Raw genomic sequence first — 22,232 nt, forward strand, 5'->3', positions numbered from 1 at the left:
TCCCATCCCATCACTGCGATATTTTCATGTCCGTCCCCGAGCCTTCCAAATCCTCGCCGCTGCGCCCGCTGCCCAACCTGATCTTCGCCAGCCGCTGGTTGCAGCTGCCGCTGTACCTGGGCCTGATCGTCGCGCAGGGCATCTACGTCTTCCATTTCTGGGTGGAACTGGTGCATCTGGTCGAGGCCGCGTTCGGCAGCCAGGAAGCGCTGGCCAAGCTGGTGGCCAGCATTGGCTACAAGACCACGGTGCCGATCGGCTCGCTCAACGAGACGGTGATCATGCTGGTGGTGCTGGCGCTGATCGACGTGGTGATGATCTCCAACCTGCTGATCATGGTGATCGTCGGCGGCTACGAGACCTTCGTCTCCCGCATGAACCTCGAAGGCCATCCGGACCAGCCCGAGTGGCTCTCCCACGTGAACGCCTCGGTGCTCAAGGTCAAGCTGGCCACGGCCATCATCGGCATCAGCTCGATCCACCTGCTCAAGACCTTCATCAACGCCGACAACTACACCGACCGGGTGCTGATCGCGCAGACGGCGATCCATATCACCTTCCTGCTGTCGGCCATGGCGATCGCGGTGACGGACCGGCTGATGGCTGCTCCCGCCAGCCGCAGCGATCATTGAATACCCCGGGGTATGACCTTGTCGTACTGATTGAACCGGCGCACTGGACCTATACTGTTACTGCAAAATGTAAAACGCGGCCGGCTGGCCTGCCACCGCCTTGACCGCTTCATAGCGAAAAGTTACGATGCACGGCTTACGTTCAACTACCGGCACATGAGGCCGGTGCTCCGGACGCTACTCGCGGATCGATCCACATCCCGTCGCGGCGCCTGGAGTCCCCCGCCAGGCCCGGGCCTGGCAACCGGCTGGTTCTCCAGCCACCACCTGCCGCGTCACGCTCCGCCGGACCAGCCCCCTTGACCAGGCCCGCTGATCCGCTTTTCCGAAGCGCCCGACAGGCCCTGGTTGCGTCTCTCGCCGTCTTCCGCGCCTGTCCGGCGGCCCCGACGCCCTGCCGAGGGCTGGGCCGTGCGCGCGGCAGGTGTCCGCAGTCGTCATCCGGCGGCGTCTCGCCAACCCCTTTTTGCAAAGGAGCCCAGAGCGCACATGGCAAAGGAAATCTGCATCGACCACGTCTTCAAGGTGTTCGGCGACGAACCGGCCAAGGCCCTCGCGCTGGCCGGCCAGGGCCTGTCCCGGCAGGACATCCTCGCTCGCACCGGCCAGTCCATCGGCGTCTTCGACGCCAGCTTCGACATCCGCGCCGGCGAAATCTTCGTCATCATGGGCCTCTCGGGCTCGGGCAAGTCCACGCTGGTGCGCCTGCTCAACCGGCTGATCGAGCCCACGGCCGGCCGCATCGTCATCGACGGCGAGAACATCCTCGACTACCGAGCCCGCCGCCTGCGCACGCTGCGCCGCAAGGACATCAGCATGGTGTTCCAGTCGTTCGCGCTGATGCCGCACATGACGGTGTTGGAGAACACGGCGTTCGGGCTCGAACTCGATGGCGCCGGCAGGGCCCGCCGCCACACGGAGGCCCGCAAGGCGCTGGCCCAGGTCGGGCTGGCCGGCTGGGCCGACAGCTATCCGGACGAACTCTCGGGCGGCATGCAGCAGCGCGTGGGCCTGGCCCGCGCGCTGGCCTCCAACCCGTCGATCCTGCTGATGGACGAGGCGTTCTCGGCGCTCGACCCGATCATCCGCACCGAGATGCAGAGCGAGCTGCTGCGGCTGCAGCAGACGCAGCGCCGCACCATCGTCTTCATCTCGCACGACCTCGACGAGGCCATGCGCATCGGCGACCGCATCGCGATCATGAAGGACGGCAAGGTGGTCCAGGTCGGCACGCCCGCGGAGATCCTGCGCAACCCGGCCGACGGCTTCGTGCGCAGCTTCATCCGCGGCGTGGACACGGCGGCCGTGTTCAAGGCCGGCGACATCGCCCGCCGCACGCAGGTGGTGGTAGCCGAAAGCCGGACCCGGGGCTGCCGCGCCGCGCTCCAGATGCTGGAGGACAACGACCGCGCCTACGCCTTCGTGGTCGATCCGCAGCAGCGCTTCCTGGGCGTGGTCTCGATCGACTCGCTGCGCGAGGTGCTGCACGGCCATGACGGGCCGGTGGGCCTGCACAGCGCCTTCCTGAGCGACGTGCAGACCATCGCCTCCAGCCACACGGTGGCCGACCTGTTCACGCACATCGCGCAGACGCCGTGGCCGGTGCCGGTCGTCGACGACGACGGCCGATACCGCGGCGCGATCAGCAAGACGACGCTGCTGCGCTTCCTCGACCGCAACAACGATGACTGAAAGAGAGAACCCGCGCATGCCTGCTGCACCGAACCCGACCGCCGACGCCCTGGCGCCGGCCACGCCGGAACCGCGCCCGTGGGACGCCGCCGCGTCCGACAGCGCCGCGCCCTGGGCCGCGCCAGCGCCCGCCGACGCCGTGCCCGCCGCGCCGACCGACCCTTGGATGGACAGCGGCCACACCGGCAGCACCGCCTGGCTGGATGCACCCGCCGCCGATCCGTCCGCCGCCGGCGCCGCTCACGGCACGGGCCTGCACCTCGGCAGCCTGTGGGACGGCTCGCTGCCGCTGGACCCGTGGATCAACCACGGCCTGAACTGGGCCGTGGTCCACTTCCGCCCCTTCTTCCAGAGCGTGCGCGGCCCGGTCGATGCCACGCTCGGCAGCGTGCAGGGCGTGCTCCAGGGCATCCCGACGCTGGCGCTGGTCGCCATCGTCGGCCTGCTGGCCTGGCAGTTCGCCGGCGGCGCGGTCGCGGCGGCCGCCGTGGCGTCGCTGCTGGCCGTGGCCCTGCTCGGCGTCTGGCCCGAGGCCCTGGTCACGCTGTCGCTGGTGCTGACCTCGCTGGCCTTCTGCCTGGCAATCGGCCTGCCGCTGGGCATCCTGCTGGCCGCCAGCGACCGGGCGCAGCGCATCGCGCGACCCGTCCTCGACGCCATGCAGACCACGCCGGCCTTCGTCTACCTGGTGCCGGTGGTGATGCTGTTCGGCATCGGCAACGTGCCGGGCGTGGTGGTCACGATCGTGTTCGCGCTGCCGCCGCTGGTGCGCCTGACCGCGCTGGGCATCCGCGGCGTGCGGCCCGACCTGATCGAGGCCTCGCGCGCCTTCGGCGCCTCGCCGTGGCAGCTGCTGACCAAGGTGCAGATACCGCTGGCCCTGCCGTCGATCATGACCGGCGTGAATCAGGCACTGATGCTGTCGCTGTCGATGGTGGTGATCGCCTCGATGATCGCCGTGGGCGGCCTGGGCCAGATGGTGCTGCGCGGCATCGGCCGGCTCGACATGGGCCTGGCCACCGTGGGCGGCCTGGGCATCGTGCTGCTGGCCATCACGCTGGACCGGCTGACGCAGGCGCTGGGCCAGAGCCGACGCGGCACGCGCCGCTGGTACGAGGCCGGCCCGGCCGGCTTGGCGCGCCGCTTGGTGCGGGGCCCGCGCAAGGCACGGCCCGCCGCCCCGCCGCAGTCCGACGTGCGCGTCGCCGAAGAGGGCCAGCCCGCATGACGCATTCTTCGCGCCGCACCTTTTTCCGCCGCATGGCGCTGGCCGCATCGGCCGCCGCCACCATTGCCTGGACCGTGCCGACCCTGGCGCAGAACCTTCCGGGCAAGGGCATCGCCGTGCAGCCGCTGCAAAGCTCGATCGCCGAGGAGACCTTCCAGACACTGCTGGTCTCGAGGGCCTTGCAGAAGCTGGGCTACGACGTGCAGCCGATCAAGGAGATCGAATACGCCACGGCCTACCTCGCCATCGCCAACGGCGACGCCACGCTGCTGGCCGCCGGCTGGAAGCCGCTGCACGACGACTTCTATGCCAACTCCGGCGGCGACGCCAAGCTCTGGCGCGGCGGTGTCTATTCCAGCGGTGCCGTGCAGGGCTACCTGATCGACAAAAAGACCGCCGACCGGTACGGCATCAACCGCATCGACCAGCTCAAGGACCCGAAGCTCGCCGCCCTGTTCGACACCGACGGCGACGGCCGCGCCGACCTGACGGGCTGCAATCCCGGCTGGGGCTGCGAGGCGGTCATCGACCACCAGCTCAAGGCCTACGGGCTCGGCGGCACGGTGCGCCACCAGCAGGGCAGCTATGCCGCGCTGATGGCCGACACCATCGCTCGCTACCAGGCCGGCAGGCCGATCCTCTACTACACCTGGACGCCCTACTGGGTCAGCGGCGTGCTGCGCCCGGGCCGGGACGCCGTGTGGCTGCAGGTGCCGTTCTCGTCTCTGCCTGGCGACCAGGCCGGCGTGGACACGAAGCAGCCTTCGGGCCGCAACTACGGCTTCGTGCCCAACGACCAGCACATCGTCGCCAACCGCGCCTTCATCGAGGCCAACCCGGCCGCGGCCAAGCTGTTCGAGCTGATGAAGCTGCCGGTGGGCGACATCAACGCCGAGAACCTGCGCATGCGCGACGGCGAGCAGTCCCAAGCCGACATCGAGCGCCATGTGGACCTGTGGATCCGCGGCCACCAGGCGCAGTTCGACGGCTGGATCGCGCAGGCGCTGGGCGTGGGCGCCAAGCGGTAGCGCAGCCATATACCACCCCTGGCACATGCCCCTTGGACTCTTGAAGAAAGCGCTGGGGGCGTATACTCCGCCCCCATTTGCAGCTGGTCGCACCCATGACCTGCATCAAGTGTCCGTCGGGCGCGCCGCGCCATAGTGCGTCATCCGCAATGACCAACGCGCCGCCCCACCGGCGACGCCTCCTCCGCATCCCGCCATGGCCGAGCTGCTGCAGATCGAAGAGCCCGCGCACCGCCGTCCGGCGCCGCAGTGGAAAGCCTTCCTCGAACTCGGGTTCCGCCCGTTCTACTTGGCCGGCTGCCTGTGGGCGGCCGTGGCGGTCGCGCTCTGGGTGTATGCGCCGGGCCTGCTGCGGGGCCGGCTCGCGGCCGTGGCCTGGCATGCGCACGAGATGCTCTGGGGCTTCGTCGCGACGATCGCCGTGGGCTTTCTCTGCACCGCCGGCGCCAACTGGACCGGCATCAACCCGCTCAAGGGCCGCGCGCTCGGTGCCACCGCCCTGCTCTGGGTGGCCGCGCGCATCGGCTTCCTCGTGCCCGGCGGCGCGGTCTTCGCCGTGGCTTCGGCCTGCGAGCTGCTGCTGTTCGGCGCCGCGGCCGTGGCGCTGGGCCGGGCGATCTACCGCGCGCGCAGCCGGCGCAACTACGGCGTGCCACCGCTGGTGCTGGGCCTGGGCGCGGCCGACGCGCTGTTCCTCGCCGCGGCTTGGCAGGGCGACTACCCGATGCTGATGCGGCACTTCGGCACCGGGCTGCTCTGCATGGCCGTGGTCACGCTGCTGGTCGCGCGGCGGGTGCTGCCGTTCTTCGCGATGCGCGCCGTGCCGGGGCTCACGGTGCCGATGCATACCGCCAGCGGCCGCTGGCAGCTCGGAGCGGGCGTGCTGGCCATCGCCAGCGCGCTGGCCGGCTGGCAGCCGGCCGCGGCCGCCCTCCTCGCCGTGGCCGGCGCGATCGCGCTGGTGCAGTTCGCCGCCTGGAAGCCCTGGGCCGCGGTGCGCGTACCGCTGCTGTGGATCCTCTACGCCGGCTACGGATCGCTCGGCCTCGGGCTGCTGGTGGCCGCCGCGCAGCAGGCCGGCTGGGGCGCAGGCTGGGGGCTGCGGCCGGCCTGGCCGGCGCACGTCATCGGCGTGGCCGGCTTCTCGGTGCTGATCATCGGCATGGTCACGCGCACCGCGCTGGGCCACACCGGCCGGCCGCTCGCCGCCGACCGCTCCATCGTCGCCAGCTATCTGCTGGTGATCGCCGCGGCGGTGCTGCGGCTCGTCGCCCTGCTGCCCACCGCGTTCGCGCTCGGCGCGCTTGCATGCCGCAGCCGGCGCCTGGGTGCTGGCCTTCGGGCTCTATCTCTGGCGCTTCGCGCCGATGCTGATCCGCCCGCGCCTGGGCCAGCAGCCGGCCACGCGGCCCGGCGAGATTCCGGTCCGCCGCCGCCCGGCGCCTCCGGCGGCCTGAACGCGGCCGGGCGGCGATACATCGGCTGCCACGCACCGGCTGAACCGACCGCTTCCTACAACCGTGCGCCTACGGCGGCGTTGAGATCGGCGGCATGCCCGATGCCGCCCCTGCCGCCCCTGCCGCTCCCGCCGATGCCCCCGCCCCGCCGGTTCCGCTGCCCGGCGGCCTGCTCTATGTGGACCGCCGCATGCCCGGCCTTCAGCGGGTGCGGCGCGGCAAGCGCTTCGCGTACCGCGACGACCGGGGCCGCTGGATCCGCGACGAGAGCGAGGTCGCGCGCATCAACCGCCTGGCGATTCCGCCGGCCTATACCGAGGTCTGGATCTGCCCGCTGGCCAACGGCCACCTGCAGGCCACCGGGCTCGACGCGCGCGGACGCCGCCAGTACCGATACCACCCGGACTGGCGTCTGGCGCGCGACGAGGACAAGTTCGAGCGCATGCAGGCGTTCGGCCGCGCGCTGCCGCGCATCCGCGCCCGCGTGGCGCGCGACCTGGCCGTGCGCCGCGGCCGCCAGCCGCTGACGCGCACCGTGGTGCTGGCGACCGTCGTGCGGCTGCTCGACACCACCTTCCTGCGCGTGGGCAACGAGGAATACGCGGCGAGCAACGGCTCCTACGGCCTGACGACGCTGCGCACGCCCCATGCCGCCGTGCGCGGCAGCACGGTCCGGCTGCGCTTTCGCGGCAAGAGCGGCGTGGCGCAGCAGGCGCTGCTCAACGACCCGCGCGTGGCGCGCATCGTGCGGCGTTGCCAGCAGTTGCCGGGGCAGGAGCTGTTCCAGTACGAGGACGAGGACGGCCAGCCGCCCCCGATCGGCTCGGCCGACGTGAACGACTACCTGCGCGGGATCGCGGGGGCGCAGTGCGCGGGCGATCCGCACTTCACCGCCAAGGACTTCTGCACCTGGCACGGCACGGTGCAGGCGCTGGAGCTGACGCGGCTGGCCTGCACCGGCGAAGGCGGCGCCGCGTCGTGGAGCGCCAAGCAGGTTCTGGCGGAAGTGGCGCGCCAGCTCGGCAACACGCCGGCGGTCTGCAAGAAGTCCTACGTGCACCCGGCGGTGCTGGACCTGGGTGCCCGGCTGGCGTCCGACGCCGGCCCGGGCATGCAGCGCGTGTGGGAGCGCATCGGCGGCGCGGCCGGGCCGCGCGGCCTCAGCGCGGCCGAGCGGCGGCTGCTCGGATTCCTGCGGCAGGCCGGACCCAAAGTCCGCGCGAGAAAGAACCTTGGCAGACGGGCCATGCCGGCGGGAGGCTCGTAACGACTCCGTCGTTACAACCGTTGCCATGCCCACCATCGCCAGCGTCAAACCGCGCCGCGACTCGCTGAACCTGCGGATCGCGGCAACGGAACGGCAGCTGATCGACCTGACGGTGGTCAGCCCTGAGGTCTGCGAGGAGTTCCTGCAACGGCTCGACCGACCTGCGGCGGCTCCGGTTCCTGCGCCAGCCTCCGTACCGGCGCAGGCTCAGAAATCCATCGTGAGCGAAACCGAGAACGTGCGCGGCGCGCCCAGCGTGCCGATCGCCGTGCCTTCGCGGAAGATGCCCGAGTAGTAGCTGCGGTCGGCCACGTTGTCCACGTTGAAGCGCAGCACCGCCTTGCGCCCGTACAGTTCGGTGGTGTAGCGGACGCCCAGATCGAACACGGCCCAGCCCGGAAGCTGGAGCGTGTGGGCGTTGGTCAGCCACTGGCTGCTGGTCGCCCGCATGCCGGTGGTCAGCGTCACGCCATTCGTTCCCGGCACGTCCCATTCCGCGCCCAGATTGGCCTGCCACCTGGGTGATCCCACGGCCGTGTAGCCGTCGAGCGTGCCGTCCTGCGTCTTGGTCTGAACGCCTTGCGCATAGGCCGCGCCGCCCAGCACGCGCACGCCGCGCGCGATCTCGCCGAAGGTGTTCCATTCCAGCCCGCGCACGCGCTTCTCGCCGCCGTCGGTGGCGTCCGTGCCCGCATCGGTGTCGAACGTGATCAGCGTCGGCTTGGTGATCTGGTACAGCGCCAGCGTGTTGGTGAACGTGCCCGCATCCCATTTGACGCCGACTTCGGCCTGCTCCGTCTTGTACGGCGCAAAGGCGTAGTTGCGGGCGTAGCCGCTGGTCGTGGAGATGCTGTCGCCCTGGCTCAGGCCCTGCACGTAGCTGGCGTACAGCGACACGTTCGGTCCCCAGGGCTTGAAGACCACGCCCGCGGCGGGCGTGACCACGCTCTTGTCGTAGGCGACCTCGCCGCCGGTGGAAATGCCGTCCGCCGTCGGCACGACCTTGAAGCTCTGACGGCGCAGGCCCAGCGTCAGTTTCAGCCTGTCGTCCAGCATGGACAGGGTGTCCACCAGCGCCAGGCTGCCGAAAGTCTTGTCCGACCACTTCTTGGCCGACCCGGGCAGATCGGGCATCGCCACATACGTCGGGTTGTAGATATTCGAGGTACCGCTCCTCGAATTGGCATCGTAGCCATAGTCCATCTCCAGGCGCGAGGCCTGAAGCGTCATCTCGTGGCGGACGCCGCCAGTCCCGAAGTTCAGGCGCAGGCCTGTCTCCAGGTGCACGTTGTTCTCGTACATGCGCTGGCCGGACATGGACAGACTGCCGGAGCCGTTCGCCGATGTGGGACGAACCCACGTGCCCGTGTAGTAGCCCGCAACCTTGCCGTCGCGCACGCCGACGTTGGCAAAGACGGTCGCCACGCCGTTGAAAGCGTACTCGGCGCGCAGGATGGCGGCCTTGTTTTCCGCCTCGCCATAGGCGCCGGGGAACTGGTTCAGGCTGCCGTCAGGCGCAGGCAGCACGCCCAGGGCGGCGTTGCTGAAATAGATGCCCGCGGTGGTGCCTCCGTTGAATTTTTCCTTGCTGTAGTAGGCATCCAGCGAGCCCTTAAAGCCGCCGTTGCGGTAGTCCAGCGCGGTCGACAGAAACTGGCGCTGCTTGGATTGCCCGTCGATCTCGGTGTCGCCGTTGGCGAACGAGCCGTTGATGCGGATGCCCCATTCCTTGCTCTGGCCGAAGCGGCGGCTCAGGTCGAACCTGGTGCCGACCTGGCTTTCGGAGCGCCAGCCCAGCGTGACGCGGTTGAGCGGCTCTTCGCCCGCGCGCTTGGGCACCAGGTTGACCGTGCCGCCCAGCGCGCCAGCGGGCGCCATGCCGGTGAACAGCGCGCTCGGGCCGCGCAGCAGCTCGACGCGCTCGAACATCTCGACCGGCGTGTGGCTGTAGGGTGCCATGCCGTACATGCCGTCGATCGTCATCTCGTTCTGGTTGACCGCAAAGTTGCGGATGCGGAAGTTCTCGAACGGGTGGCCGTCCGGCGTGGAGTCGCGTACCGAAGCATCGTTCTTGAGCGCTTCGGCCACGGTGCGGGCACCCTGGTTCTCGATGGTCTCGGCCGTGTAGCTGGTCACGGTGAAGGGCGTGTCCATCACATCCATGTTGCCCAGCAGGCCCAGCCGCGCGCCGCGCGCCACCTGTCCGCCCGCGTAGGCCGGCGGCAGAGCGCCCGGGCGCTCTGCCTCGGCCGTCACGCGCACCTCGCCCAGGGTGCCGCCCAGGGCCGCGGCGCGGTGGACCACCACGGTCTGCCCGTGCCGCACGGCTTCGAGCCCGCTGCCGGCCAGGGCCGCCGCCAGCGCGGCGTCCACGGCCAGCGCGCCGCGCACGGCCGGCGCCCGCCGGCCCTGCGCCAGCTCGGGCGGCAAGATGAGCTGCACGCCGCCGCGCCGCGCGATCTGCGCCAGCGTGGCGTCCAGCGCCTGCGCGGGAATGTCGAAGGCGATGGGCGCCTGCGCGGTCGCCGCCGGCAGGGCCGCCGCGAAGGCGAACGCCGCCGCAGCGCGGGAGATGGTCGTCGTCGGTGTCATGTCGTTGCTTCCTCTCAGGATGTGAATGCTTCGGCCCCAGGCGTTTCGCCGGGTCCCACATCACAGGACGAAGAAGGACGGCGGAATCCCGCAGCGGATTGCGCAGCAATCGATGGCGGACGCCGGACCGCGGAGAAAACTTTGGGGGTATAGTCCCCCACCCCTCTCCCAGAGAGCGCTATGCGGTACCTAATGGGGGAGTATCGAGCAGCCGCCGGTCAGCGCCGCGCGGCCCGCTCGGTGATCGCGACGCGGGCGGGGCGCCCGGCCTGCCAGTCCACCTCCACCGGCATCGCCGCGGGCAGCCGCCGCAGCCATTCGCCGGCCTGGGCACTGCGGATCTCGGCCGTGACCGGCAGCCGCGCGGCGGCATCGGAGACGGCGATGCCGGTGTCGGTATAGCGGCGCAGCCGCGCGGCCACCTCGCCGAGCGGCGCATCGCGAAAGCCGAGCCAGCCGTCGCGCCACGCAGCCACGCCTTGCGCCGCACGGGGCACGGCCCGCGGCGGCTCGCCGGGGGCGAGGCGCACCACATCGCCGGCCGCGAGCAGCAGGGGCTGCCAGGACCCGCCATCCGCCGCGGGCTCGACCCGCACACGGCCCGACTCGACGCCGACCTCCACCGCGCCGCCCGCATCCTGCAGGTCCACCGAGAAGCGCGTGCCGAGCACGGTCACCCGCACCGCGCCGGCATCGACGACGAAGGGCCTGGCAGCGTCGTGCGCCACCTCGAAGAAAGCGGCGCCGCGCTGCAGCCGCACATGGCGCCGCGCGGCGTAGTAGGCGATGTCCGCCGCGCTGGCCGCGTCGAGCGTGAGATGCGTGCCGTCGGGCAGGGTCTGCATGCGCTGGCGGCCGACCGCGCTGACCACGGCCGCCTGCCACTGCGCGATGTGCAGGCGCCACCACGACCATGCCAGCCCGCCGCTGCCGGCAAGGGCCCCGATGCCGAGCAGCGCGCCGGCCAGGCCGCGCCGGCGCGGGCCCTGCGCCGCAGCGGCTCCGGCCGAGGCGTGCCAGCGGGCCAGCACGCCGTCCACCGCCTGGCCGGCGCGCTGCACATCGCGCTCGATGGTGCTGCGGGTCACACCGTGCAGGCGGGCCAGTTCGTCCTGGCCCACGCCTTCGATGCGGTGCGCGACGAACACCTCGCGCGTGCGCCGGGGCAGTGCCGCCAGCGCGGCGCCCACAGCCTGCAGCAGCCGCCGCTGGGCCAGCAGCTGGGCGCCGTCGGCCGCGGCCGGTTCGCCCGGGTGCAGCGCCAGCCAGGCCTCGGCATGCTGATCGGCCAGCCGCTGGCGGCGCAGATGGTCGACGGCCAGGTTGCGCGCCATCGTGAAGAGATAGGCCTGCGGGTCTGCCGGCCGGGCCGCGGCGCGGGAATGCAGCTGCAGCCACAGATCCTGCGCAAGCTCGCGCGCGTCGTCAGCATTGCCGGTCTTGCGCGCGAGGAACTGGACGAGCTGCTGGTAGCTGCGGTGGAAGCTGGCGTGCAGCGGCGAAGCGGAAACGGTCATGGCAGGAGGCGTCGGAGGGACCGCGGTCGCGGTTCACCCGACGGCATACCCGCAAATAACAACGATTCTCAATAATTCATGCCGCCCCCAGGCGCGGCGCGCTCAGCGCCCGACCATGTTCTCCGGCACCACCCACTGGTCGAACTGCTCGGCCGTGACGTGGCCCGAGGCGATGGCCGCCTCGCGCAGGCTGGTGCCTTCCTTGTGGCCCTTCTTGGCGATGAAGGCGGCCTTGTCGTAGCCGATGTGCGGGTTCAGCGCTGTCACCAGCATCAGCGACTGCTTGACCAGGTGGTCGATGCGCTCGCGGTTGGGCTCGATGCCGACGGCGCAGTTGTTGTTGAAGCTCAGGATGCCGTCGGCCAGCAGGCGCACGCTCTGGAGGAAGTTGTGGGCCACGACCGGGCGGAACACGTTGAGCTCGAAGTTGCCCGAGGCGCCGCCGATGTTGATCGCCACGTCGTTGCCGAAGACCTGCGCGGCCAGCATGGTGATGGCCTCGCTCTGGGTCGGGTTGACCTTGCCGGGCATGATCGACGAGCCCGGCTCGTTCTCGGGGATGCTGATCTCGCCGATGCCGCTTCTCGGGCCGCTGGCGAGCCAGCGCACGTCGTTGGCGATCTTGTTGAGGCTGGCGGCCAGGGTCTTGAGCGCGCCGTGGGCATGCACGAGCGCGTCCTGCGACGCGAGCGACTCGAACTTGTTGGGCGAGGTCACGAACGGCAGGCCGGTGATCGCGGCCAGCTCCTTCGCGACGCCTTCGGCATAACCCTTGGGCGCGTTGAGGCCGGTGCCCACGGCGGTGCCACCGAGCGCGAGTTCGTAGAGGTGCGGCAGCGCATCCTTCACATGCCTGCTGCCGTGCTCCAGCTGCGCGACCCAGCCCGAGATCTCCTGGCCCAGCGTGAGCGGCGTGGCGTCCTGCAGGTGGGTGCGGCCGATCTTGACGATGCCGTCGAAGTCCCGGGACTTCTGCGCCAGCGTCTTCCTCAGCACCTCGATGGCCGGCAGCAGCCTGTTGGTGAGCGCATCGACGGCGGCGACGTGCGACGCGGTCGGGAACACGTCGTTGGACGACTGGCTCTTGTTCACGTCGTCGTTGGGATGCACCAGCCGGCCCTCGCCGCGCTCGCCGCCGAGCAGTTCGCTCGCGCGGTTGGCGATGACCTCGTTGAGGTTCATGTTGGTCTGCGTGCCCGAGCCGGTCTGCCAGACCACGAGCGGGAATTCGTCCGGGTGCCTGCCGTCGATCACTTCCTGCGCGGCATCGACGATGGCCTGCTTCTTCTTCGCGTCGAGCCGGCCCAGGGCGTGGTTGACCGTGGCCGAGGCCCGCTTGACCTGCGCCAGCGCCTTGATGATTTCCCGAGGCTGCTTCTCGCCGGAGATGTCGAAGTTCTGCAGCGAGCGCTGGGTCTGCGCGCCCCAGAGCCTGTCGGCCGGGACCTCAATCAGGCCAAAGGTGTCTTTTTCGGTGCGTGTGGTCATGGTGCCTCTGTCTGTCGGGATGAAAGGAAACGGACAGCGGCGGGAACGGAAAAGTTCTCGATTCGCCGGCGGGCGACAGCATAAACCCGCCGGCGCGGCCGGGCACCGGGCCGCCGCACGGCGCGCGCGGCCCGCCCGGCATCAGCCGGCCGTGCCCATGGCTGGGTCGCTCACCCCATCCCGGCCGTTCTCGACCCGCCCGGCAAAGCGCCGCGCGAACGTCTCCTGCGTGCTGCACTGCACCGAGAAATCGTACCAGTTGCCGCTGCCGCCCAGGGTGGGTTTCATCCGGATGAAGGTGGAGGTGGAGAGGAGGAAAAAGCGCAGCGCAGAAAGCAGAGGGAGCGCGAACGCGCGGGTCGTCTGGAACCGGCCGGCTCCGGACCCATGGCCCACGCCTGCCGTGGAGCAACGGCGGCGCACCGGGGCGCCCGGTCGCCGGCATGGGCTGAAGGCCATTCTGGAAGCCGTGATTTGCACAACGATGACAGCCGTGCGCAGGCGCGCGCGGACGCCCGGCTTTGGGGATAATTCCGCCCGCCTCACCCAGGCCGCGGCAACGACTGCGGCCATACCCCACCCCACGACTCCCCTATCCCATGACCACGCGCATCCGCCAGGACGACCTGATCGAGTCCGTCTCCGCCGCCCTCCAGTACATCAGCTACTACCACCCGGCCGACTACATCTCCCACCTCGCACGCGCCTACGAGCGCGAACAGAGCCCGGCGGCCAGGGACGCGATCGCGCAGATCCTCACCAACAGCAAGATGAGTGCGACCGGCCGCCGGCCGATCTGCCAGGACACCGGCATCGTCAACGTCTTCCTCAAGGTCGGCATGGACGTGCGGTGGGACGGCTTCACCGCCGGCCTGGAGGACGCGATCAACGAAGGCGTGCGCCGCGGCTACAACCACCCGGACAACACGCTGCGCGCCTCGGTCGTGGCCGATCCGCAGTTCGACCGCAGGAACACCCGGGACAACACCCCGGCCGTGATCTCGGTGCAGATCGTGCCGGGCAACACGGTGGACATCACCGTCGCGGCCAAGGGCGGCGGCAGCGAGAACAAGTCCAAGATGGTCATGCTCAACCCGAGCGACAGCGTGGTCGACTGGGTGCTCAAGACCGTGCCGACCATGGGCGCCGGCTGGTGCCCGCCGGGCATGCTGGGCATCGGCATCGGCGGCACGGCCGAGAAGGCGGTGCTGCTGGCCAAGGAAAGCCTGATGGACGACCTCGACATGTACGAGCTGCAGGCGAAATCGTCGCGCGGCGAGAAGCTCGACCTTGTCGAGGAGATGCGCCTGGATCTCTACGAGAAGGTCAACGCCCTGGGCATCGGCGCGCAGGGCCTGGGCGGCCTGACCACCGTGCTCGACGTCAAGATCAGGATGTACCCGACGCACGCCGCGAGCAAGCCGGTCGCGATGATCCCCAACTGCGCGGCCACGCGGCATGCCCACTTCGTGCTCGACGGCTCCGGCCCGGTCTACCTGAGCGCGCCCTCGCTCGACCTGTGGCCCAAGATCGACTGGGCGCCCGACTACAACACGTCCAGGCGCGTCGACCTGAACACCCTGACCAGGGAGGAAGTCGCGGGCTGGAAGCCCGGCGACACGCTGCTGCTCAACGGCAGGATGCTCACCGGCCGCGACGCCGCGCACAAGCGCATCCAGGACATGCTCGCGCGCGGCGAGCAGCTGCCGGTGGACTTCACCAACCGCGTCATCTACTACGTCGGCCCGGTCGACCCGGTCGGCGACGAGGCCGTCGGCCCGGCCGGCCCGACGACCGCCACGCGCATGGACAAGTTCACCGACATGATGCTGGCCCAGACCGGCCTGATCGCGATGATCGGCAAGAGCGAGCGCGGCCCGGTCGCCATCGAGGCCATCCGCAAGCACAGGAGCGCCTACCTCATGGCCGTGGGCGGCGCGGCCTACCTGGTCAGCAAGGCGATCAAGACGGCCAGGGTCGTCGGCTTCGCCGACCTCGGCATGGAGGCGATCTACGAATTCGACGTGGTCGACATGCCGGTGACCGTGGCGGTGGACGCCGGCGGCACCAGCAAGCACATCACCGGCCCGGCCGAATGGCAAAAGCGCATCGCCTCGGGCGAGTTCAAGACGATCGAACTGGCGCCAGCCTGAATACCCTCAGGGGTAGCAGTCTACAGCACTTTTCCGGCAAGCGCTGTGGGCCTATACCCCTGCCTTTTTCCGTTCGCTGCGCACTGCGGCGCGCAGCGGCACAATCGGCCGCCGTGCCCCATCCTGCGCCCGTGACCGATCTCCTTCCCGCTGTGCCCGCCAACGCGCCGATCGGCGTCTTCGACAGCGGCATCGGCGGCCTGAGCATCCTGCGCGCGCTGCGCGCCGAGCTGCCGGGCGAGGACTTCGTCTACCTGGCCGACAGCGGCCATGCACCCTACGGCGAGCGCGGCGACGCCTACGTGACCGCGCGCAGCCGCGCCATCGTCGACGCGCTGCGCGCGCGCCATGGCATCAAGGCGCTGGTCGTGGCCTGCAACACCGCCACGGCGGCGGCCATCCACCTGCTGCGTCCCGCGCATCCGGACCTGCCGATCGTCGGCGTCGAACCCGCCGTCAAGCCGGCCGTGGCGGCCACGCGCAGCGGCCACGTCGGCGTGATCGCTACGCGCGGCACGGCCGGCAGCGCCAAGTTCCAGGCCCTGCTGGCGGGCCTGCGCGGCGGCGTCCGCGTCACCGTGCAGCCCTGCGACGGCCTGGCCTACGCCATCGAGCGCAGCGTGCTCCAGCCGGCGGCCGACCCGGGCGGCGAGGTCGCCGCGCTGTGCCGCCGCTACCTGGGCGCGCTCGACGCGCCGTTCGGCAACGGCCCGGGCGCCATCGACACGCTGGTGCTGGGCTGCACCCACTACATCTTTGCCGAGCCCGTCCTGCGCGCCGTCGCCGGCGCCGAGGTGCGGATGATCGAGACCGGCGCGCCGGTCGCGCGCCAGGTGCGCCGCCTGCTGTCGCCCGGCGGGTTGCAGCCGCGCGCGGACGGCGGCCGCACCACCCTGCTCACCACCGACGACCCGGCGCTGCTCGGCGCCGCGGCCGCCGGCTGGCTGGGCCTGCCGGCCGGCTCCGCCCGGGCGGCCCTTTTCTAGCGCCTGCCCGATGGCGGCCTGCCGGGCGCCGCACGGCGGCATACGGGTATTGGTATCCGATCGCGGCCATCGGTGCAAACCCGCATATCATCGCGCGCGCTCGCCGGCCCGGCAGGGGATGGCGCGCCTTCTTCCAACCAGCCATCGCGCGGAGTGCTTCTTTCCATGTTCCTGAGCCAAGCCTCGATCAACCGCAAACTCGGCACCGTGCTGGGCATCGTCCTCGGCCTGTCGGTGCTGACCAGCCTGTATGCCATCTGGCAGTTCCGCCAGATCAGCAGTTCGGTGCAGGATGTGGCGGTCGAGAACATCCGCATCGAGCGCGCGACGGCCGACTGGCTGCGCCACGTGGACATGGCCGTGCAGCGCGCCGGCGCCACCGCCCGCAGCGCCGATCCGGGCCTGGTCGCCTATTTCGCGCCGGCCATCGATGCGGCCACCAGGCAGATCACCGCGCTGCAGACCTTCGTCAACGAACGTCTCACCACGCCCGAGGGCAAGGCCGCGCTGGCCCGCATCGACACGGTGCGCAGGCAGTTCACCGCGGCGCGCGACGAGACCCGCAAGCTCAAGCAGGACGGCGATGCCGAAGGCGCGGCCCGCGTGTTCGACAGCCGCTTCCAGCCGGCCGCGCAGGCCTACGTGGATGCGATGCAGCAGATCCTGGCCCAGCAGCGCGGCAGCCTGGACGCCGAGGTCGCCGCCATCCTGGCGCGCCAGCAGCAGGCCGAATCGCTGTTGATCGCCGCCGGCATCGTCTCGGTGCTGGTCGGCGTCGCCCTGGCCATGCTGCTCGGCGCAAGCGTCGTGCCGCCGCTGCGCCAGGCCGAATCGGTCGCCCAGGCCATCGGCCGCCGCGACCTGGCTACGGCCGCCGACGCGCCGGCCGGGGCCTACGGCGCCGACGAAGCCGGCACCGTGCTGCGCGCGCTCGACGGCATGCGGCAGGCGCTGGCCCAGTCGCTGCGCCAGGTGCGCGCCGTGGCGGACGGCATCTCCACCGCCAGCACCCAGATCGCCGCGGGCAACCAGGACCTGAGCGCCCGCACCGAGCAGACCGCCAGCAGCCTGCAGGAGACGGCCAGCGCCATGGAACAGCTCACCGGTACCGTCCAGCAGAGCGCCGGCGCCGCCCGCCAGGCCAGCGAACTGGCCGCCTCGGCCGCCGGCGTCGCCCGCCGCGGCGGCGAGGCGGTCGCGCAGGTGGTCGCGACGATGGAGGACATCCATGCCAGCTCACGGAAGATCGCCGACATCATCGGCGTGATCGACGGCATCGCCTTCCAGACCAACATCCTGGCGCTCAACGCGGCGGTGGAGGCCGCGCGCGCGGGCGAGCAGGGCCGCGGCTTTGCCGTGGTCGCCAGCGAGGTCCGCTCGCTGGCCGGCCGCTCGGCCGATGCCGCCCGGGAGATCAAGGCGCTGATCGGCACCAGCGTCGACAAGGTGGCCGCGGGCGCCACGCTGGTGCAGGACGCTGGCGCGACCATGCAGGAGATCGTGGCCAGCGTGCAGCGCGTGAGCGACATCGTGGGCGAGATCTCGGCAGCCGCCTCCGAGCAGAGCCAGGGCATCGGTCAGGTCAACACCGCCGTCGCCCAGCTCGACCAGATGACGCAGCAGAACGCCGCGTTGGTGGAGGAATCGGCCGCCGCTGCTTCCAGCCTGAAGGAGCAGGCGAGCCGCCTGGCCGCGGTGGTGGGTGAGTTCCGGCTCGACAGCCGCGCGCCGGCCCTCGCTTCGCGCCAGCCCCATTTGCTGGGCTGATACTCCCCGTCCGTCTCCCTGGATGCTGTCGGCAAACGCCGATTTCACCCATATACCACGCCTGACCAGCGGGTTTTTTCATTCTCCGGGCAAAACAAAACCGGCTGTCCTGGATCGGATCAGCCGGTCGGAGAGGTGTGAAGGGCCGGCCTCTCGCCGGTGCAGTATGGGGTGCGGTCAGCGGGCGGCGCGGGCCGGAGCGCGCTTGCGATCGCGCTCATCGAACGGCCAGGCAGACAGCGGAAGCGAGAAGGTGTTCATGTCGAGGGACTCCTTGTTGTACCTGCAACGCCGCACGCCGCGGTCCGGTTGACACGTTTTTGGGCGATCCGCACATCGCCGGTGCGAGGCGGCGAAACCAGGTGCAACAGGCCGCCACAGGAGGAAGGCACTGCTTTTCCATCCAGCCCCTCGGTTGCATCGAATCCGAAACGCGAACCATCGCGGTGCAATCCAACCACGGCGCGATTACGTCCAAGGACACTGTTCGTGCAGCGGGCACACTGCAGGCCATGTCTTCCTTCGTCTTCGCGCCGCCGGCTCCGGTCTCGCTGCCGATCGCCCAGAGCACCCAACGCTTCGCGCTACGCCGCGTGTTCTGTATCGGCCGCAACTACGGCTGGGCCGCGCCGGCCGACGGCACGCCCGCGGCCGACCGCGAGCCGCCCGTCTTCTTCATGAAGCCCAACGACGCGGTCGTGCCAGCCGAGGGCGTCGTGCCCTACCCGCCCGAGACGGAGGAGTTCTGCCACGAGATCGAATTCGTCGTCGCCATCGGCCGGGCCGGCCAGCGCATCGCGCCGGCAAGCGCCGCCGACCACATCTTCGGCTACGCCGCCGGCCTGGACCTGACGCGGCGCGACCAGCAGAAGGTGGCCCGAGCGCAAGGCCTGCCCTGGGAAGGATCGAAGGCCTTCGATGCCTCGGCGCCCTGCTCCGCCATCGTGCCGGCCGCGGCCATCGGGCATCCGCAGCGCGGTGCGGTCTGGCTGGAGGTCAATGGCGAAGCCCGCCAGAAGGCCGATGTCGCCGACCTGATCTGGGGCGTGCCGGACCTGGTGAGCCGCGTCTCGCATTCGGTGGCCCTGCAGCCGGGCGACCTGATCTTCACCGGCACGCCGGCCGGCGTGGCCGCGCTGCTGCCGGGCGACGTGGTGCGCGCCGGCGTGGAAGGCGTGGCGACCTTCGAGCTGACCATCGGCCCACGCCCGGCCGCCTGAACCGTCACCCCTGTGCCGATGACCGAGCCCGACCGCGCACCCACGCTCGGCATGCACGAGCGCAGCGACCATGCGGATTTCTACATCCGCGACCAGCGCGCGCGCCCGGCCACCACCACGCCGCACCGGCACGACTATTTCCAGATCCAGGTCAACCTCGGCGGCGACACGGTGCAGCACATCGGCGGCGCGGTCCGGCCGTTTCCGCGCCACACGCTGGCCTTCATCCTGCCGCACCGGCTGCATGTGATCCCGCATCCGGCGGATGGCAAATTTCTGCTGATCAACTTCACCCAGGAATTCCTGCTGCCGCACCTGCAGTGCGACCCGCTCGACCTGGAGGACGTGGCCCTGGCCGACGCGCCCGAGTTGGCGCCGTTCCGCTTTCAGGAGCACCTTGACTTCACGCTCGGCGACGACGACTTCGCCGTGGTGCAGGCGCTGCTGGAGCGCATGCGCCACACCGACCGCAGCCGCACGCTGGGCGCCGGCCTGCAGCTGAAGGGCCTGCTGCTGCAGCTGATCGGCGCCGTGTGCGACCTGCACAACGAAGCACTCACCGCACTGGCCGCCCAGAAGGCCGAGCGCCGCGGCCGGCGCGACGCGCTCGACCGGGTGCTGCGCTACATCCGCGACAACATCGCCAGCCCGGCGATGACGGTGCGCTCGGCCGCCGAGGCCGCTTTTCTCTCACCCAACTACCTGACCCACCTGCTGCGCAAGGAAACCGGCCACAGCTTCACCGACCTGGTGCTGGAGCGCCGGCTGCGGCTGGCCCGCACGCAGCTGCTGGGCGGCAACCGGCCGGTGGCGCAGATCGCCTGGTCCTGCGGCTTCACCGACGAGGCCTATTTCTCGCGCCGCTTCCGGCTGGCCTTCGGCATGGCGCCCGGCCAGTTCCGCAAGCAGCACCGATCCACCACCAACCCCAACACTTCTGGAAACTGAGCCCATGACCGCCACCCCTTCCACCACGAACCCGCGCGTCGCCCTCGTCACCGGTGCCGGCAGTGGCATCGGTAAAGCCGTTGCCCAGACCCTGCTGAACGACGGCTATGCCGTGGTACTGGCCGGCCGCCGCTTCGAGCCGCTGGAAGAACAGGCCCAGGCCGCGCGCGAGGCCGGCCGCCGCGCGCTGGCCGTGTCGACCGACGTGCGTGATCCGGCCAGCGTCGAGGCGCTGTTCACCAGGATCACGCAGGAGTTCGGCCGCCTCGACGTGCTGTTCAACAACGCCGGCGTCAACGCCCCGGCCGTGCCGATCGACGAGCTGCCGCTGGAAAAGTGGTACGCCGCCATCGACACCAACGTGACCGGCGTCTACCTCTGCGCGCGCGCCGCCTTCGGCCTGATGCGCCGCCAGTCGCCCCAGGGCGGCCGCATCATCAACAACGGCTCCATCTCGGCCCACACGCCGCGCCCGTTCACCGCGCCCTACACCGCCAGCAAGCATGCGGTGCTGGGCATCACCAAGGCGCTGGCGCTCGACGGCCGCGCCTTCAACATCGTCGCCAGCCAGGTGGACGTGGGCAATGCGCTGACCGAGCTGTCGCAGCGCATGACCAAGGGCGTGCTGCAGGCCAACGGCCAGGTCGCCGCCGAGCCGATGGTCGACGTGCAGCACGTGGCCAACGCGGTGCTGCACATCGCCAACCTGCCGCTGGAGGCCAACATCCTCAACCTGACGGTGATGGCCAGCAACATGCCCTTCGTGGGCCGCGGCTGACGCGCTCGGCTTACGCGGCGGCGCCCGTCTCGCTGCCGCCCCGCCCGCTGCCGATGCGTGCGGCGACCCAGTCGCACCAGTCCGCGGCGATGCAGTCCGACGGCGTGGCCCGGTCGCTCAGCTGGGGCCAGCGGCGGTGGCTCACGTCCACCGCGTTGCGCAGTTGCCAGAGCGTCTCGCGGCCCACGAGCACCATCTCGGCCAGCGTGCGCGCGGCCTCGTCGGCCTCGGCCGTCGCTGCTTCGCCCGGCGCCGAAGGCGGCGCGGGCACCGCGCCCTGATCGGCCAGCAGGTCGGGTTGCTGCCGGGGATGCGAACCGGCCTCGAACAGCATGCGCTCCAGTGCGCGGATGCGGCCCGCCAGCAGAGCGTGGGCGCCGGACGGCTCGGCCAGCACGGCCGGATCCTGCAGGTCGGCCCAGGTCTGCAGCGCCGCCGCCACATCCTTCATGCACTGGTGGACCTCGCCAGCGAGTGCCGCTACCGACGGCGCATCGCCGGCTGGCAGGCTTTCGCGCTGGGCGCGCAGCAGCGGCAGCAGCAGGTTGACCAGATCCGGCGGAAAGCGGTGCGCGTTGAGCCGCAGCACCAGCCACAGGCGCAGCGCCGGCATGCCGTCGGCGTACTTGTCGTAGAGCGAAGCGGCGACCTCGGCCACGATCAGGATGCGGCCGATGCGCGAGATGGCATCGCCCGCGATGCCGCGCGGATAGCCGCTGCCGTCCATGCGTTCGTGGTGCTCCAGCACCGCGCGCTCCACCGCGGGCGGGTAGGCATGCAGCTCGCGCAGCAGCACCATGGCCGTGACCGGGTGGGCCGCGAGGTGGCTGCGCTGGGCGCCGTTCATGTGGTGCTCGGGCTCGAACCAGTCGGGGTTCATGTGCAGCACGCCGATGTCGTGCAGCATGCCGGCGGCCGCCACGGATACGCAGTCGCGCTCCGTCAGGCCGCTGCGCAGCCCCAGGAAGACCGACACCAGCGCCACCTGCAGGCTGTGCACGAACAGCTGCGGCCGCTGCTCGCGCATGACGGTGAGCTTGAAGGCCACGGCCGGCGGCAGCGGCATGGAGCGCAGCGGCGCCAGCAGGCGCTCGCCCGGCCCGGGCACGGCACCCATCGCCTGGGCCAGCAGCCGCGGCAGCGGCGCCTCGCCCAGCAGCTGGCGCGCACGGTCGAGCAGTTCCGCCGGATCGACCGCGTTGGCTGCGCTCAGGTGGGTGTCGATCGGCTCGCTGAGCTTGTGCTGCACCAGCCGTTCGTAGAGCCTGCTGTCGATGCGCGCGCCGCGCTCGACCAGCTTGACGCCGCTGGCGGTGTAGATGGCGGCCCCGGCCACCACGCTGCCGCGGTCGCCCAGGTCCGTCACGGCACGCACGTAGTGGGCGCTGGATGCGGATCCTTCGTCGTTCGGCGGGGGGGCAGTCATGCGGCGGGGCGGGGCTTTCTGGTTGCGTTATGGTCGCGGACTTCCGGGGCGGC

General features: G+C 70.8%; 17 protein-coding genes and 1 pseudogene. 13 read left to right on the forward strand and 5 right to left on the reverse strand.

Annotation, left to right across the window (positions count from 1 at the left end):
- Positions 1-26 precede the first annotated feature (26 nt).
- The 7 genes and pseudogenes from GAK38_RS06065 to GAK38_RS06095 all read left to right on the forward strand — a co-directional run bounded on the left by GAK38_RS06065 (position 27) and on the right by GAK38_RS06095 (position 7,599).
- Positions 27-632, forward strand: a complete 606-nt coding sequence (locus GAK38_RS06065; RefSeq protein ID WP_325342322.1) for a YqhA family protein — start codon at positions 27-29, stop codon at positions 630-632.
- 489 nt (positions 633-1,121) lie between these two features.
- Positions 1,122-2,324, forward strand: a complete 1,203-nt coding sequence (gene proV, locus GAK38_RS06070) for a glycine betaine/L-proline ABC transporter ATP-binding protein ProV (RefSeq protein WP_325342324.1) — start codon at positions 1,122-1,124, stop codon at positions 2,322-2,324.
- Complete coding sequence (gene proW / locus GAK38_RS06075; RefSeq protein WP_443089164.1) at positions 2,317-3,552, forward strand: glycine betaine/L-proline ABC transporter permease ProW; 1,236 nt, start codon at positions 2,317-2,319, stop codon at positions 3,550-3,552. Before proV ends, proW begins: the two co-directional genes overlap by 8 nt.
- Complete coding sequence (proX, locus tag GAK38_RS06080; RefSeq protein ID WP_325342327.1) at positions 3,549-4,580, forward strand: glycine betaine/L-proline ABC transporter substrate-binding protein ProX; 1,032 nt, start codon at positions 3,549-3,551, stop codon at positions 4,578-4,580. The genes proW and proX overlap by 4 nt, the downstream gene beginning before the upstream one ends.
- Before the next feature lie 196 nt (positions 4,581-4,776).
- Positions 4,777-6,037, forward strand: a pseudogene (locus GAK38_RS06085) (NnrS family protein).
- 94 nt (positions 6,038-6,131) lie between these two features.
- Positions 6,132-7,304, forward strand: a complete 1,173-nt coding sequence (locus GAK38_RS06090) for a DNA topoisomerase IB (RefSeq protein WP_325342329.1) — start codon at positions 6,132-6,134, stop codon at positions 7,302-7,304.
- A gap of 25 nt (positions 7,305-7,329) precedes the next feature.
- Positions 7,330-7,599 (forward strand): hypothetical protein, encoded by a 270-nt coding sequence (locus GAK38_RS06095; RefSeq protein ID WP_325342331.1) that lies wholly within the window; start codon positions 7,330-7,332, stop codon positions 7,597-7,599.
- On the opposite strand, the gene GAK38_RS06100 is transcribed toward GAK38_RS06095, so the two are convergent.
- The 4 genes from GAK38_RS06100 to GAK38_RS06115 form a co-directional block, all read right to left on the reverse strand.
- Complete coding sequence (locus tag GAK38_RS06100) at positions 7,512-9,896, reverse strand: TonB-dependent receptor (RefSeq protein ID WP_325342333.1); 2,385 nt, start codon at positions 9,894-9,896, stop codon at positions 7,512-7,514. The two genes, GAK38_RS06095 and GAK38_RS06100, sit on opposite strands and share 88 nt — an antisense overlap.
- A 218-nt stretch (positions 9,897-10,114) precedes the next feature.
- Positions 10,115-11,413 (reverse strand): sigma-70 family RNA polymerase sigma factor, encoded by a 1,299-nt coding sequence (locus tag GAK38_RS06105; RefSeq protein ID WP_325342335.1) that lies wholly within the window; start codon positions 11,411-11,413, stop codon positions 10,115-10,117.
- A gap of 102 nt (positions 11,414-11,515) precedes the next feature.
- Positions 11,516-12,901, reverse strand: a complete 1,386-nt coding sequence (gene fumC / locus GAK38_RS06110; protein ID WP_325342337.1) for a class II fumarate hydratase — start codon at positions 12,899-12,901, stop codon at positions 11,516-11,518.
- Between the two features lie 141 nt (positions 12,902-13,042).
- On the reverse strand, positions 13,043-13,189 hold the full coding sequence (locus tag GAK38_RS06115; protein WP_443089165.1) for a phospholipase domain-containing protein: 147 nt from the start codon (positions 13,187-13,189) through the stop codon (positions 13,043-13,045).
- Positions 13,190-13,500: 311 nt separating this feature from the next.
- On the opposite strand from GAK38_RS06115, the gene GAK38_RS06120 reads away from it, so the two are divergent.
- From GAK38_RS06120 to GAK38_RS06145, 6 genes are all read left to right on the forward strand, one after another.
- The gene (locus GAK38_RS06120) at positions 13,501-15,054 is read left to right on the forward strand and encodes a fumarate hydratase (RefSeq protein WP_325342339.1); all 1,554 of its coding nucleotides are present in this window, start codon (positions 13,501-13,503) and stop codon (positions 15,052-15,054) included.
- A 131-nt stretch (positions 15,055-15,185) separates the two neighbouring features.
- The gene (gene murI / locus GAK38_RS06125) at positions 15,186-16,040 is read left to right on the forward strand and encodes a glutamate racemase (RefSeq protein WP_325342341.1); all 855 of its coding nucleotides are present in this window, start codon (positions 15,186-15,188) and stop codon (positions 16,038-16,040) included.
- A 165-nt stretch (positions 16,041-16,205) separates the two neighbouring features.
- Positions 16,206-17,807, forward strand: a complete 1,602-nt coding sequence (locus GAK38_RS06130) for a methyl-accepting chemotaxis protein (RefSeq protein WP_325342343.1) — start codon at positions 16,206-16,208, stop codon at positions 17,805-17,807.
- Between the two features lie 512 nt (positions 17,808-18,319).
- Positions 18,320-19,027 (forward strand): fumarylacetoacetate hydrolase family protein, encoded by a 708-nt coding sequence (locus GAK38_RS06135; RefSeq protein WP_325342345.1) that lies wholly within the window; start codon positions 18,320-18,322, stop codon positions 19,025-19,027.
- Positions 19,028-19,039: 12 nt separating this feature from the next.
- Entirely contained in the window at positions 19,040-19,975 is a 936-nt protein-coding gene (locus tag GAK38_RS06140; protein ID WP_443089166.1) for a helix-turn-helix transcriptional regulator, read from the forward strand.
- Positions 19,976-19,979: 4 nt separating this feature from the next.
- Entirely contained in the window at positions 19,980-20,753 is a 774-nt protein-coding gene (locus tag GAK38_RS06145; RefSeq protein ID WP_325342349.1) for an SDR family oxidoreductase, read from the forward strand.
- Between the two features lie 10 nt (positions 20,754-20,763).
- On the opposite strand, the gene GAK38_RS06150 is transcribed toward GAK38_RS06145, so the two are convergent.
- Positions 20,764-22,179: an HD-GYP domain-containing protein gene (locus GAK38_RS06150; RefSeq protein ID WP_325342352.1), complete on the reverse strand. Its 1,416-nt coding sequence runs from the start codon at positions 22,177-22,179 to the stop codon at positions 20,764-20,766.
- Positions 22,180-22,232: the final 53 nt, after the last annotated feature.

The sequence above is a fragment of the Xylophilus sp. genome, from assembly GCA_009914555.1.
Taxonomy (GTDB): Bacteria; Pseudomonadota; Gammaproteobacteria; order Burkholderiales; family Burkholderiaceae_C; genus WNDY01.